The organism is Flavobacterium jejuense, assembly GCF_006491595.2.
Taxonomy (GTDB): Bacteria; Bacteroidota; Bacteroidia; order Flavobacteriales; family Flavobacteriaceae; genus Flavobacterium; species Flavobacterium jejuense.
The window spans coordinates 19824-35105 of record NZ_VEVQ02000010.1 but is presented as its reverse complement, the minus strand read 5'-3'; the positions used below and the strand labels follow the sequence as shown (position 1 = coordinate 35105).

The following is a 15282-nucleotide window of genomic DNA, read 5'->3' as shown; positions in this document are numbered from 1 at the left end:
ACTAAACATCATCAAAATCTACAAAAACAGTTGCAGTCGTTGGGACTGCTTGACAAGCCAAAACTAACCCTTCTTCAATTTCTCCATCAGTCAAAATCGCATTTTTCTTCATTACTGCTTTTCCTTCAGTAACTCTACAAATACAACTACTACAAACACCTCCTTGACAAGAGTAAGGGGCATCTATACCTTGTTTTAAAGTGGCTTCTAAAATAGTTTGCTTCTGACTCATTTCAAATGAAGTTTCCTCATCATCTACAACCACAGTAATTTTTGTATGACCTTCTAGTTGTACTACATTTTCAGTAGAAGTTGTGGTAAACAATTCAAATTTTACATCTTTTTCAGCAACATTATTTTCTTTTAGAACAGACGACACTAAATTTATCATCTCCTCAGGACCACATAAATAGTATTTATCAAAAGTTTTTTCGCTATGCTTGTTTTTTATAACAAAGTTAACAGCCGATTTATCAATACGTCCAAATAATTCTCCATCCACATTAATCTTACTGTATACATAATGCACAAAGAAACGACCTACATATTGCAAATGTAATTCTTGCAATTGATCATGAAAAATAGCTTCTTCAATAGTTTTATTTCCATACACTAAAACAAAAGTGCTTTTTGGCTCTCCCTCTAAAACCGATTTAATAATTGATAAAATAGGTGTAATTCCACTTCCTGCAGCAAAAGCCACATAGTTTTTTAGTTTCTCTGGATTGGGCTCATATGTAAACTTACCTTCTGGAAGGCCCACCTCAATAAGATTTCCTGCGCTTAATTTTTCATTAGCAAACGAAGAAAAGAAACCATTTTTTACAGCTTTTACTGCTACTCTTAATTCACCGCTTTTTGGAGATGAACAAATAGAATAAGCTCTTCTCACCTCTTGTCCATCTAAAGTTACTTTTAGCGTTACATATTGTCCTGCAATAAACTGATAAAACGATTGTAATTCTTCTGGCACATTAAAAAGAATAGACACACAAGATGGTGTTTCTCTTTTTATTTCTTTTATAACTAATTTATAGAATGTTGACATTTCTTTTATATTTTATACAAAAATAAGAAACCTAAATAAGAAAAGTAAAAAAATATATACATAAGATTGTTATACATAAGAGTATTATGTATATATTTGCTATCATAAAATTAGCACTATGAAAAATTCACAACTATACAAAGGTAGTTTAAACACTATCATAATGAAGCTATTAGAAGAAAACGGCAGAATGTATGGCTATGAAATTACTCAAAAAGCAAAAGAGATTACAAAAGGTGAATTAAATATTACAGAAGGAGCTTTATATCCAGCTTTGCATAAATTAGAAGCCGAAGATTTGTTAGATGTAGAAGTTGAAAGAGTAGATAATCGCTTAAGAAAATACTATAAACTTACCGAAAAAGGCACAAAAGAAACCGTAAATAGGCTCTCTGAATTAGAAGAGTTTATTAAAAATATGCAAACTATTGTTAATCCAAAGTTGAGTTACTAAGATGACATTTTAAAACATCTACATAAAAACAAAGAAATATATGCCGTTGAATAATGATCAAATTGAACTAATAAATAGTTTTCTAGTAAAAAACGAAGTAGTTTTTGACGGTGTAAGACATGAAGTTATCGACCACATAGCTTCTGATATTGAACATAATTATGAGAATGTTGCATTCCACGAAGCAATAAAAATAGTTCTCCAAAAATGGCAGTCTCAAATTAAGCTTTCCGAAAGTATATGGGTATCCACTTGGTCAAGTTTTCCCGTCCTAATCTTGAAAAAATTAAAGAATCTTTTACAACCTTTCGGAATTCTTTTTATAAGTCTTTTAATAATATTGAGTTTGCTTTTATCATATTATCCAGCAATTACAGCAAAAATCAATAAAAACATATCATACGAAATAGGGTATTTAACTTGGGTTGCCATTTCAACAGGATTTGGACTAAACCTATTTTTTTCAAAAGGACATACTACTTATAAATATGTTTTTAAAAGAATTTTATATGTTATATTCATGAATTCTATTATAGTTTTTTCAGATTCAGCAAATAAAGATAACGTTTTAACGAGCATTCTTATAATTAATACTATTAGTAGTATTTTTCTAGTCAAATGCTACAAAGCTCATTTTAAGTTTTTAAAAGATAATTTATTAAACGCTTAAAACATGAAACTTTCTAAACAACAAATAGAGCATTTATATCAATTCACACGTCAACATTTTGTAGAATATTATGATTTACAAACGGAATTAGTAGATCATTTAGCAAACGCAATTGAAGCAAAGTGGAACGAAAGTCCTAATCTAAGCTTTGAAGATGCTTTACAAATGGAATTTAAAAAATTTGGAGTTTTTGGCTTTATGGATGTCGTTGAAAAAAGGCAAAAAGCATTAAGCAAAAGATATAATAAAATCGTTTGGCATCATTTTAAGACTTTTTTTTCAGTTCCTAAAATCTTACTAACAGTTAGTCTTGTTTTTGGCTTATTCTTTTTTATAAAAACATTTAATCCAAATGAAGTAATCATTATATTATTTGGTTTAATCTTAATTATTATACTTTTAGAGCTCTTTCAAAAAAACAAAGCCATAAAAAAACGTAAACAAAAAACAGGAAAAGTTTGGCTTTTTGAACAGATTATCTTTGGCTATGGCTCTTTTTCAGGAATTCTAATGCTACCCTTTCACATATTAAATTCAATTAGTAATTCTTCTATACAACAAAATGACTACATTTTATTTGGAATTTCTTTGCTATCTATCTCAATGATATTAACAACGTATATTATAGTTAAAATCATCCCTTCAAAGGCTGAGGATTACCTAAAAGAAACCTATCCAGAATATAGTTTGGTAAATTAATCGTAACATTTTTACAATTATCACTACCAATAAGAAACCAATAAAACTAAAATATGGTAAAACAATTTCTCAAATTAGAATGGAAGTCCTTCCTAAGATCTTCCGCTTTTTCTTCCAATTTAGCCTTGAAAATTCTAATGATTTTTGGAGCAATTTATTTTATAATTGTCTTTATTGGACTTGGAATAGGCTCATATTTTATAATGGAAGATGCTGGTTTAGAGCCATTCTCTACTATCAATAAATTCATTATTTACTATTTAGTATTTGATTTAATCATTCGGTTTTTCTTTCAAAAAATGCCGTCATTAACCATTAGACCCTTTCTAAATCAGAATATTAAAAAAAACAGCATAGTACATTATACATTAAGCAAAACCATTGTTTCTTTTTTTAATTTTATTCATTGGTTTTTCTTTATCCCTTTCACAATTGTTTTAATTTCTAAAGGATTTACATTAGAAGCAATATTTTGGTGTTTGAGTATTCTATTCTTCATTTATATTAATAATTTCTTATCGATTTTAATAGACAAAAAAGATGCAATATTTTATATTGTTGTAGGGATTTTTGCTGTATTTGGAGCACTTCAATATTATGCCATTTTTGATATTACTCAATATACCAATGGTTTTTTTGAAGCTTTTTATCATCATTCCTATTTGATTGTTATTCCTGCTGCATTATTAATTTCAATGTATTATGTCAATTTCAAATTTTTCAAGTCCAACTTGTATTTAGATGCTGGATTATCTATCAAACAAGATTTAGCTACTACTGAAAACTTCACATGGTTGGATCAATTAGGAAGCTTAGGAACTTTCTTAAAGAACGACATTCGTCTTTTAAAAAGAAATAAACGAGCCAAAACTACATTAATGATGAGTTTCTTATTTCTTTTTTATGGTTTGTTGTTTTTTACCAATTCAATTGAAGCCTATAAAAACCCTGTTTGGAAAATTTTTGCAGGAATATTCGTCTCAGGTGGTTTTTTATTAAACTTTGGTCAATTTGTACCTAGCTGGGATAGCTCCTATTATCCCTTAATGATGACTCAAAACATCACTTACAAAGATTATTTATCTTCAAAATGGTGGTTGATGGTTATTGCAACTAGCATCACAACCTTATTAGCCAGTTTTTATTTATTCTTTGGAATAGAATCTTATTTAGCTATATTAACAGGAGCTATTTTTAATATTGGTGTCAATTCTCATATCGTATTATTAGGAGGTGCTTATATAAAAACCCCAATAGATTTAACTTCAAATAAAAATGCCTTTGGAGATAAAAAATCATTTAACATAAAAACACTTTTAATCTCTTTACCAAAATTAGCTTTACCAATGGCTATTTATGCAATAGGATATTATACTTTGGGCTGGCAATATGGTTATTTATTTGTTGCCTTAACAGGAATTCTAGGATTTGCATTTAAAAACAAGGTTTTCCAAATGATTGAATCTGTTTACAAAAAAGAAAAGTATGCTACACTTGAAGCTTACAAGCAAAAAAAATAATTGGAGTTCAAAACACAAAGCATTAATTAACCTTGAAATAAAAATATCATGATACAAGTTTCAAACTTATCAAAAACATACAACGGAACTACCGTTTTAAACATAGAAAATTTAGAAATACCTAAAGGACAAAGTTTTGGTCTAGTAGGAAATAATGGAGCAGGAAAAACTACTTTTTTTAGTCTTTTATTGGATCTAATTCAACCTTCAAGTGGTAAAATAACTACAAATACAATTCAAATAAATACTGATGAATCTTGGAAAACTTTCACCAACTCTTTCATTGACGAAACTTTCTTAATTGGTTACCTTACACCAGAAGAATATTTTTACTTTATAGGAGAACTTAGAGGTTGGAACAAAGCAGATGTAGACGCATTTCTCAAAAACTATGAAGACTTTTTTAATGGAGAAATTTTAAACAATAAAAAATACTTGAGAGATTTATCCAAAGGAAATGCAAAAAAAGCTGGAATTGTAGGAGCTTTAATAGGAAAACCTGAAGTCATTATTTTAGACGAGCCTTTTGCTAATCTTGATCCGACCACTCAAATTAGATTAAAGAAAATCATCAAATCATTAGCAGAAGATAAAAACACAACCGTTTTAGTTTCTAGCCATGATTTACAACATACTGTTGAAGTATCTGATCGAATTGTTGTCCTTGAAAAAGGAAACGTAGTAAAAGACTTAGTTCCTACAACTGAAACCTTGAAAGAGCTAGAAGAATTCTTTTCTGCTTAAAGAGCTTGAGCTTATAACAATTAAAAAAAAGTCCGACTGCAAGTTCAACAATCGGACTTTTATATTTATGAAAATAAGGCTTTCAATTCGGTGGCTTCGCTAGGTTTCATTTTACCCGCTAAAACCAAACTCAATTGTTTCCTTCTTAAAGCTGCCTCATAACGCTCTTTTTCTAATGCCGTTTGAGGTTCTATTGGTGCTACTTGAATTGGCCTTCCGGTTTCATCAACTGCTACAAAAGTATAGATTGCTTCATTAGCTTTATTTTTTATTCCAGATTCTCTATCCTCAATCCAAACATCAATAAATATTTCCATGGAGGTATTAAAAGTTCGGGACACTTTCGACTCAACTGTTACTACACTTCCCAAAGGAATTGCTCTATTAAAAGCAACATGATTTACAGAAGCCGTAACACAGACTCTTCTAGAATGCCTTCTAGCAGTTATACTAGCAGCTCTATCCATGCGAGCTAATAATTCTCCACCAAAAAGATTATTTAAAGGGTTTGTTTCTCCTGGTAATACTAAATCAGTTAAAGTAGTAAGTGACTCTGATGGATATTTTACTTGCATTGCTTTTTTTATGCAAAGATAATAAGCTGAGACAATACAAAGCATAAAAAAATCCCAAAAAGGGATTTTTTTTAATCTATTAGAATCCAAGATTCTATACTATCTTCTTTAAAAAGTTTGGTTTTTAACAATTCTGCTTCTTCGGCCATCTTAAAACTTCCATAAGCAACAGGAATCAAACCATACTTGTTTTTTTCTAAAATAGTAGCTTGATATCCTTGTTCTATTAATAGTTTTTGTGCTTTTTCAGCATTATCTTCACTCCTAAAAGCTCCTGCCACTAAATGATAAGGTCTTTTTTCTTCTTTTACAGCTAACTCTACCGTTGTAATAGGATTATCTATAAAAAAAGTAGCTTGTTGTATTCTATTTTGAACTTCTCTTTGAACCTCTTTTTTAACCATCAAAGTATCAGTAGCAACTTGCTGATCATAATGTATTTTATATGCAGATAAACCTGCACCTAAAAATAAAGTAACAGCGGCAGCATACTTCAAATACCCATAATTTCTTTTCTTATTTGAAATTAAAACAACTGGTTCTTTAGCTTCAAAAACCTGAACCTCTTTTAATAATTTTTCTCGTTTCATTTCAGGTGAAACAAAACTATTTAATCCAAACGAAGAAACTAAATAATTAATTTCTGTATAGGGCTGGAATACCCAATTGTATTCTCCATTAACATATATCTCTCCAATATTTTCTAAAGTAACTTTATTTTTATTCTCTAATGCAGAAATCCATGAATTAACAACTGAAGCAATTTTAACTACAACATTTTCATAACTACTATTTTCTGAAAGAGCAATATGGTTTGCCAACAAACCATCATTATTTTTAATATTACTATTAAATAAAATAACTTTTCTAGGTGGCATAAAAGTACTAGCACTACCACTAACATTGGCAGACTGAACTTCGGTAACAAAAGCACCAAAGCCAGGAACAGTTACACATTGGTAACGATATAATAATTCGGATATATATTTATCTAATAACATAATTGCAAAGTTACTTAAACAATGCTTTTTTCAAAATTTTATTAACAAATTTTATTAACAATTATAACTCGTTTAAAATTAATCAATAACCATCTTAAAGCCTACCCTAGGTATGTTCTCAATTTTCACACTTGCTTCCTCTTTAAGAATTTTTCGAAGCCTTGAAATAAATACATCCAAACTTCTTCCAGAAAAATAATCATCATTTCCCCATAATGAAGTTAAAATTTTTTCTCTCTTTAAAACTGTATTTACATTATCTAAAAACAATTTTAACAATGAAGCTTCTCTTTCTGTTAATGTAATTTGTTTTTTATCGTTTTTTAAAGAATAATTTTCAAACTCAAATTCAAATGAACCTAATATATAAGTCATTTTAGATTTTTCAATATTCTTTTGACTTCTATTTAAGAATATCTCAATTTTAAGAATTAATTCTTCAATAGAGTACGGTTTTACCAAATAATCATCAGCCCCAAGTTTCAATCCTTTAATCCTATCTTCTTTCATCGTTTTAGCTGATAAAAAAATAATAGGTATCTCTTTGTTTCGTTTTCTAATTTCTGTAGCTATTTCAAAACCATCCATATCAGGCAACATAATATCGAGAACACATAAATCAAATACTTCCTTACAAAATAATTCAAATGCAGCTGAACCGTTGCTACAATGAACCACATCAAAGTATTGCTCTAGATTATCTGCGGTTAAAAAAGCCAAGGTTTCGTCATCCTCAACATATAGAATTCTTTTCTTATTCATGAATATCTGATTTTGGTATTTCAATTGAAACTCTTAAACCTGGATTCGCATTTTCTGCTTTTATTTTCCAACCGTGCAGTTGTCCAATTTTTTTAACATAGGCCAACCCTATCCCGAATCCTTCAATTTCTTTACTATCTTTTCTTTCTACTCTATAAAACTTATCAAAAATAAAAGGCAAATCCTTTTTAGGCACACCATTACCATTATCTAAAATAATTATTGAAATTGTTTTTTCATTTTCACGCATTGAAATCTTTACAATTGGTTTTTTAGAACCATATTTTACTGCATTTTCAATTATGTTGTAAAAAATATTGTAAAAATGAAATTCATCAGCTTTTATAATAAGTTTTTTAGAAAAATGAAATTCAAATACAATATCTTCTGGATATTTCAATAAAATATTCTCTTTTATAAGTTCCAAAACTTTCCTAAAATCTATTTCAGTCTTACTTAAATCAATATTATTACTATCCGTCTTAGCTAAAGATAAAATTTGTTCTATATGTTCATTTAACTTATTGCTTTGTTTAATAATAATTTGAATGTATTTTGACAACCTAGGGTTTTGTTTGATTTCTTTTTGATCATTAGCAAAATTAGAGGCTATCAATATAGAAGCCAATGGGGTTTTGAACTCATGAGTCATATTATTAATAAAATCATTTTGCAAAACAGTATATCTTTTTTGTTTTAACATTAACAAAACCGAATACACATAAACTATTAATACCAAAAACAAAACAATTGTATACAACCAATATTGTTTTAAACTAGTAAAATAACTTTGTTTTAATGTAGGAAATCGAACAGCAAAATAATAAATCAATTCATCATTTTTTGTAAAACAATCAATACATTTTTTACTAGGTTGACTGTTTGATGTTATGTAATTACCATAAACCATATTATTTGTACCGCAATCATAAATAGCATATTCGAAATCGAGATCTAATTTAACTTTTGCAAATTCTTTCTTTAGGTAAAATTCCAATATATTATTCTCAAATGCATCATTAACGTTTACTACATAATAATTATGGGCCACTCTTTTAATTTGATTTCCTACAATCAATTCAGAATTATTATCAACATAGATACGCTCTACAACGTCTAATAAAGCATAATAAATTTTATCTTCAACTTCCTTCTTCTCAAAAGAATAGGCTTGATTCAATAAAAAAAGTTGCATAATAACAACTCCCAAAATCGCAAGAAATCCAATTAAAATAACTATATTGAAACGAGTAAACTTCACTTTATTTTTTTTGTAATGGTACGAATTAAGTCCATTTGTTAAACGCCATTAACAAGTCATTAACAATCATTACACATTAGTTAACAACAAAGTTACTATTACTTTTTAAATTTGCGTATCAATTAATTACAAAAACACTTAATATGAAAACGCTTAAACTATCAATTGTTGCATTATTCATTTGTTCTCTATCTTTTGCACAAGCAGTAGAAGCAAAAAAAGCCATAAGCAAAGCTCCAAGCACAGTAGCTCCTGCTGCTGCTCAAACAAAAGCTTCTGCTATGAAATGGGAAACTGAAACTCACGAATTTGGTGAAATTGAAAAAGGAAAACCTGCTTCTTATGAATTTACATTTACAAATACAACAAAAGAAACAATATTAATTACAAACGTAAAACCATCATGTGGTTGTACAGCTGCAAATTACACAAAAACACCTATTAAACCAGGTGAAAAAGGAAGTATTACTGCTACTTATAACGCAGCATCTCCTGGAAATTTTACAAAAACAGTAACGGTTACTACTAGTGAAGAAGGAGCTGCACCTAAAGTGTTAATCATTAAAGGTAAAGTAAAAACTGAGGAGAAAAAAGAAGAGAAATCAGTTATGTTCAAATAAGAAAACAACAATTTTTTTATATCTTACTTACGAAAAACCATCTTTTAATAAGATGGTTTTTTTATATTTATACAATGCAAACAGTATTTATAAATACACCCTTAGGAACAGCTAAAATAAAAGGAGACGAAAATGGAATCTCATTAATATCTATTAATGAAGAAGGAGAAATATCAAAAAAGATACCTTTAGAATTAAAAGAAGCTGTAAATCAATTAAAAGAATATTTTGAAGGAAAAAGAAAGCAGTTTAATTTTGAATTAAACACTAAAGGAACAGATTTTCAGCAAAAAGTGTGGAAGGCACTTCTCGAAATCCCATACGGAAAAACAGTTTCATATTTAGAACTATCCAAAACTCTTGGAGATGTCAAAGCTATACGAGCTGTAGCTTCAGCAAATGGAAAAAATCCCCTTTGGATTGTAATCCCTTGTCATCGGGTAATAGGCTCAGATGGTTCGCTTACAGGTTACGCAGGGGGATTGTGGCGAAAAAAATGGTTATTAGATCATGAAAACCCAATAAAACAGCAAAGTCTATTTTAAAACCTAATAATTTCCATTACAAACTAATATGTTTGTTACTATATTGAATATTTCAATTCCACAAATTGACTAGCATCAGAACACTAACTTTAATCTCTGATTTTAAATATAATTTTAATCACGTTACTTTAAACTAATTATAAAGTACTTGATAATTATAAGAAATTCCTTCCATATACTAATAAAAGTAAAATATCCTTTTAAACAAATCCAATTCATACATTAGAATCATCGTAAATTTTTATTGTTTTTTTATTAAAAAAAATATTCTCTTTAAAATATTCATGACTATATAAAACAGAAAACAAAACAAAAACAGAATAGTAAATTTCTTCATATGAAACACTCTTTTTTTACATATGATTAATTTATCTAGAAAAGGTTGCTTCATAATTAAATTTTAAAAACATTTTTCCTTACTTTTATACTTATAATTCTATAAACTAAACATGAAATTCCTAACAAAATTCTTTAAATGGTTTACAATAATTCTTGTATCCATTATTATATTAATGTACATTTTTGATGTAGATTATCTTTTAAGAGCAGTAAGAACAATTTATTTTAGAGGGTATACAACAGCCTTTTTAGAAGATTATACTCATTTTCCGAATAGAGAAATAAAAAAAGGAATTGCACAACCTTGGAACATATCCAAAGATTACAACACTATACCTGCAACAGAAACGTTAGAAAACACTCATAGAGAACTAAAAACTGTCGCATTTTTAATCATTCAAAATGACAGTATAGTTCATGAAAGTTATTTTGATAACTATACTAAAGACTCCAAATCCAACTCGTTTTCAATGGCAAAAAGCGTTATCACCATGGCTTTAGGAAAAGCAATTATGGAAGGGAAAATAAAAAACCTAGATCAAAAAGTAATAGATTTTTTCCCTGAACTTAAAGGTGATTTTGCTAAAGAAGTTACTGTTGGTGATTTATCTTCAATGGCTTCTGGGTTAAGTTGGGATGAAAAATATTACAGTCCGTTTTCAATTGTTACTAGAGCCTATTTTGATAATAATCTAAAAAAAGTAATATTAGGCTTAGAAATTAATGAAAAACCAGGACAGTCTTTCAAATACTTAAGTGGCGCTACTCAATTATTAGCCATGTGTATTGAAAAAGCAACTGGTGAATATATTTCTGATTATGTTTCTAAAAACTTTTGGCAACCATTAGGCGCTGAGAATAATGCCTTATGGCAATTAGACCATGAACCTGATGGAATTGAAAAAGCATATTGTTGTATTGCAAGTAACGCAAGAGATTTTGCCCGTTTAGGTAAACTATATTTAAATAATGGAAAATGGGATGGTAATCAAATTTTAGATTCCACATTTGTGCAAAAATGTATTACTCCTCGCTTTCCAGAAAGTCCTGAATATGGCTATGGTTTTTGGATGCATACCATCAATAACAAAAAACTTTTTTATTTAAGAGGCCACTTGGGGCAATTTGTTATTGTCATTCCTGAAGACAACTTAATCATTGTTCGTTTAGGACATTTAAAAGGACTACAAACCACTACAGATCCTCATAGCAATGATTTATACACTTATGTTGAGGAATCCTATAAAATACTAGCCAAAAGAAAATAAATCTATGATTGAAAAAATAAACCTCAACAATATACTTTTCTTAGATATTGAAACTGTTCCAGAGTATGATAGTTATTTAGGAATGGATGAAGAAACTAAGAAACTTTGGGAAAATAAAACGCAATATCAAAGAAGAGATGAAGTTTCAGCGGAAGACTTTTATGAGAGAGCCGGTATTTGGGCTGAATTTGGTAAGATTATTACTATTTCAGTAGGGTATTTTACTAACAAAGCAGACATTAGAAATTTTAGAGTGACCAGCTTTTGGGGAGAAGAAAAGAAAATTCTTCAAGATTTTTCAAACTTACTAAACAATCATTTCAATCAACCACAACATGTCTTGTGTGGTCATAATGCTAAAGAATTCGACATCCCTTTTATGGCTCGCAGAATGATTATTAATCAAGTGGCATTACCTGATAAATTAAATTTATTTGGTAAAAAACCTTGGGAAGTCCCTCATCTTGATACCTTAGAATTATGGAAATTTGGAGATTACAAACATTTTACTTCTTTAAAACTACTAACCAAAGTTTTAAATGTACCTTCTCCGAAAGACGATATTGATGGTAGTGAAGTGGCTCATGTTTTTTACATTGAAAAAGACATCGATAGAATTATTACCTACTGCGAAAAAGATGTAATCGCTGTGGCACAAATATTTTTACGTTTTAGAAGAGAAGATTTGTTAATTGATGATGAAATTATTCATGTATAAAAAAGGAGTTAGTTTTTTAAACTAACTCCTTTTTTATTACTACTATAAATAAAAATTTATCTTTTTATAATTATTTTTTTAGTTGTTTTATCATTTCCATTTTTAATTGACAATAAATAAACTCCTTCAACTAAATTCTCAGTATTCAAACGAACCATAGAAGTTGTATCTTCTTTTTCAACTATTACTCTACCTCTTAAATCATACAAAGTATAATTTGTGTTACCTGATAAATTAGATTTTAATGAAATAGTGATACTTGTATTTGCAGGATTTGGATACACATTAATATTAGAAGAAAACTCATTAGTAGCATTACTTAATGATTGTTCTATATTACAAATTAACAACGTAACTCCATTTATAGAACCACCATCTCCATTAAAAGGATCAACAACTCTCAATATCCAAGTACCGTCAGCATTTAATCCGTTTAATGTACTTAGGTTTTCTAAAGGTTTCACAACTCCAGAAATAGCTGGAGCAATTGGATCACATATAAAATTACCACCTAAATCGTCTAGAGTACAATTTATATCGTCATTATCACCACAAGGTTGATCAAACAAAGTTACTATTGGGCTACCTATAGAGGCTGGTCCTTCTAAATAATAAGTTGCATCTTGAATATAAGTATGTGAAATATCTAAAACCACATTTATATCTCCTATAACTAAGCCACCTGTTACTTGAATAGGCACTAATCCTGTACTATTTGCAGTACTAGCAATGTTAGCATTTGAAAAGTCAGTTGCTGAAAATGAATAACCACAAGTTACAACACCCGTTCTAAAACTGAAAACTGTTGTACTCGCAGGAGTAATCGTACCACATCTATTAGTAGAAATAACTCTCCAATAATAAACAGTATCTTCTGACAAATTAGTTAAGTCATACTCTGAAGTTAAAATATTTGATTGGTTTACTATTAGAGTATTGAAATTTGAATCTGTAGCAACTTGCAAATTAAAAGATTCAACATTTACATCATCTTCCCAATCAAGAGTTACTGCTGTAGCAACTGGATTTTGATTATTAGCAGGAGATATTAATAAATTAGTTTGAAAAATAGTAGAATACAATTTTAATTGTTTTGTTCTTGTTTCAGATTCTAAACCATTATTCCCAACAATACTTACAGAATAATCTCCAGGTTGAGCATTTGTTAATCCAGTTACAGTCATTGTAACCGCTCCATCAGCACTTAAACTTGTTGGACTAAAGACTGCATTCGATCCTACTGGTAAACCAGTTGCAGAAAAAGTAGTTGTTCCAGATCCTATTTGTTTATAATCAAACTCATAAACAGCATTTTGATTATTACATACTACCAAATCATCCGATTTTGATATTAATGAAAAATCAGAACTCGCACCAGTCACAATAAATGAAAAGTCTTGATTTCCATTAGTCAAATTACCTTTGTGTGTAACTGTTATTAAATATTCACCTGCTGAAGGATTATCAATTTTTATTTGTTCTACATTATCTACATCATTATCATCTACCCTTGTTGCTAAACTATTTGGATCAGCTTGTAATCTCCATGGATAATAAGTTACACCATCTTTAGTAACTTTTATATCTAAGTTATTAACCAAAGCTGGAGTTGCTTCATTTTCTACAGCATTATTCTTTGCTAAACCAGGAACATCAGTCCATGTTATTGAAGCAATTAAAGGATTGTTTGAACCTCCATCAGAAACAAAACTCATAGTAAAAGTTTCACCTTGAGATAAATTTTCTTCTGAAACCCACGAATCAAGTCCGTTATTAGTTATTGTTTGTGCTGCTTTCTTTGCATTTAATAATCCCCAACCGAATTTAGCATCTGGACCAACATTACCTGCATCATCTGCTGTATGACAAGCTAAACCCTTTAAAGTAGCTGCTTTCATAAATCTATTGGTCACATTTTTATAATGTTGTTGTAATAAAAGTAAAGTACCTGCTACATTTGGACTTGCCATTGAAGTACCTGTCAAAATTGCCGTAGCAACATCAGACGAACTTGTTGTAGAAGTTAATGAAGTTCCGTTTCCAGTAATATCTGGTTTAATTCTTCTGTCATCAGTTGGACCTTGACTACTTGAAGAGTTTATACTTACATTTATTAAGGTTCCGTCACCTGTCACAACTGCATCTTGAGCATTAGCTACTATTAATGTATTCTTAGATGTTTTATCTCCTGTTAATTTATCAAAACCCGCTGCAATAGGATTAGAATTAGCATTACTATTTCCCTCATTTCCCGCAGACATAACAGTTAAATAATAGGGTGCCAAATAAGCAATTTCATCCCAGTCTCTTGCAGCACTTGTATAAGCACCAATATACCAAGCTGGTAAAACATCTCCCGTTTCGCTTGTAATTGGTACACCATAAGAATGATTTGAAATTAACATACCTCCTAAAACTTCACTAGTAGCTTCACTTTCATCATTTGTCCAGTTGAATGTTCTAGCTGTAGCTTGATAAGCCATACCTCTAGCAGTAGCTGAAGAGTTTGAAGCAATTACAGTTCCAGTTACATGAGTACCGTGTGAAGTATATGTTGTTCCTGAAGGATCGTCTACAGTAGTTACTCTTCCTTCAAATAAAGTATGGGAGCGTCTTACTGTTCCTCCATCCCAAACTCTAGCAACCATTCCTTGTCCATTCAAATTTAATCCTAAACTTCCCCCTGAATTTAAATGAACAGCTCTTGTAGATTTAGCTGCATTTGCATTAGTAGTAGAATAATAAATAGGAAAACCATCTGGAGTTAATTTCATCAATTCTTGAAAAGAACCATTTTCTCCATAAACAAAAATTGGCCATCCCATTTCATTTGCTTTCTTAATTGCAATTTCTTTTTCTTTTTTTTCTATGTTCTCAAAATAAGTAATCTTTTCCTTTATTTTTTGAATATCATAATTCTTTATGATCTTAGAAACATCTTCTTTATTTTGAGAAAAACAAGTACATGTTAACAAAATCAATAATGTGGTTTTTAGTAATTTTAATCTCATTATTTGATAATTTAATTTTGTAAAGTGAACAAATTTATGTTTTTTTT

General features: G+C 29.4%; 15 protein-coding genes. 9 read left to right on the top strand and 6 right to left on the bottom strand.

All coding sequences use genetic code 11. The annotated features are described in order from the left end of the window. Position 1: 1 nt before the first annotated feature. The gene (locus FIA58_RS14885) at positions 2-1048 is read right to left on the bottom strand and encodes a ferredoxin--NADP reductase (RefSeq protein ID WP_140963286.1); all 1047 of its coding nucleotides are present in this window, start codon (positions 1046-1048) and stop codon (positions 2-4) included. Positions 1049-1166: 118 nt separating this feature from the next. On the opposite strand from FIA58_RS14885, the gene FIA58_RS14880 reads away from it, so the two are divergent. Genes FIA58_RS14880 through FIA58_RS14860 form a run of 5 tightly spaced genes read left to right on the top strand, consistent with a single transcriptional unit; the run spans position 1167 to position 5135 of the window. Then, a complete protein-coding gene (locus FIA58_RS14880) occupies positions 1167-1502 on the top strand; it encodes a PadR family transcriptional regulator (protein ID WP_140963285.1) in 336 nt (111 codons plus the stop codon). Positions 1503-1542: 40 nt separating this feature from the next. After that, on the top strand, positions 1543-2172 hold the full coding sequence (locus tag FIA58_RS14875; protein WP_140963284.1) for a hypothetical protein: 630 nt from the start codon (positions 1543-1545) through the stop codon (positions 2170-2172). A gap of 3 nt (positions 2173-2175) precedes the next feature. After that, positions 2176-2871 (top strand): hypothetical protein, encoded by a 696-nt coding sequence (locus tag FIA58_RS14870; RefSeq protein WP_140963283.1) that lies wholly within the window; start codon positions 2176-2178, stop codon positions 2869-2871. 53 nt (positions 2872-2924) lie between these two features. After that, on the top strand, positions 2925-4391 hold the full coding sequence (locus tag FIA58_RS14865; RefSeq protein ID WP_140963282.1) for a DUF5687 family protein: 1467 nt from the start codon (positions 2925-2927) through the stop codon (positions 4389-4391). 48 nt (positions 4392-4439) lie between these two features. Further along, positions 4440-5135, top strand: coding sequence for an ABC transporter ATP-binding protein (locus tag FIA58_RS14860; protein WP_140963281.1), 696 nt, complete (start codon positions 4440-4442; stop codon positions 5133-5135). A gap of 65 nt (positions 5136-5200) precedes the next feature. Here FIA58_RS14860 and FIA58_RS14855 read toward each other — a convergent pair whose 3' ends face one another. The 4 genes from FIA58_RS14855 to FIA58_RS14840 form a co-directional block, all read right to left on the bottom strand. Then, positions 5201-5710 carry an acyl-CoA thioesterase gene (locus FIA58_RS14855; protein WP_140963280.1) on the bottom strand — a complete coding sequence of 170 codons (510 nt, stop codon included), beginning with the start codon at positions 5708-5710 and terminating at the stop codon, positions 5201-5203. Positions 5711-5781: 71 nt separating this feature from the next. Next, positions 5782-6711, bottom strand: a complete 930-nt coding sequence (locus FIA58_RS14850) for an HU domain-containing protein (RefSeq protein WP_140963279.1) — start codon at positions 6709-6711, stop codon at positions 5782-5784. Positions 6712-6789: 78 nt separating this feature from the next. Next, positions 6790-7473: a response regulator transcription factor gene (locus FIA58_RS14845; protein ID WP_140963278.1), complete on the bottom strand. Its 684-nt coding sequence runs from the start codon at positions 7471-7473 to the stop codon at positions 6790-6792. Beyond that, positions 7466-8734 (bottom strand): sensor histidine kinase, encoded by a 1269-nt coding sequence (locus FIA58_RS14840; RefSeq protein ID WP_140963277.1) that lies wholly within the window; start codon positions 8732-8734, stop codon positions 7466-7468. The genes FIA58_RS14845 and FIA58_RS14840 overlap by 8 nt, the downstream gene beginning before the upstream one ends. Positions 8735-8877: 143 nt before the next feature. Between FIA58_RS14840 and FIA58_RS14835 the strand changes: the two genes are divergently transcribed. From FIA58_RS14835 to FIA58_RS14820, 4 genes are all read left to right on the top strand, one after another. Continuing rightward, complete coding sequence (locus tag FIA58_RS14835) at positions 8878-9354, top strand: DUF1573 domain-containing protein (protein WP_140963276.1); 477 nt, start codon at positions 8878-8880, stop codon at positions 9352-9354. A 74-nt stretch (positions 9355-9428) separates the two neighbouring features. Next, a complete protein-coding gene (locus FIA58_RS14830; RefSeq protein ID WP_140963275.1) occupies positions 9429-9899 on the top strand; it encodes a methylated-DNA--[protein]-cysteine S-methyltransferase in 471 nt (156 codons plus the stop codon). A gap of 449 nt (positions 9900-10348) precedes the next feature. After that, complete coding sequence (locus FIA58_RS14825; protein WP_140963274.1) at positions 10349-11506, top strand: serine hydrolase domain-containing protein; 1158 nt, start codon at positions 10349-10351, stop codon at positions 11504-11506. Positions 11507-11510: 4 nt separating this feature from the next. Then, entirely contained in the window at positions 11511-12224 is a 714-nt protein-coding gene (locus tag FIA58_RS14820; RefSeq protein WP_140963273.1) for a 3'-5' exonuclease, read from the top strand. Between the two features lie 56 nt (positions 12225-12280). Here the strand turns inward: FIA58_RS14820 and FIA58_RS14815 are convergent, their stop codons facing one another. Beyond that, positions 12281-15235: a S8 family serine peptidase gene (locus tag FIA58_RS14815; RefSeq protein WP_140963272.1), complete on the bottom strand. Its 2955-nt coding sequence runs from the start codon at positions 15233-15235 to the stop codon at positions 12281-12283. Positions 15236-15282: the final 47 nt, after the last annotated feature.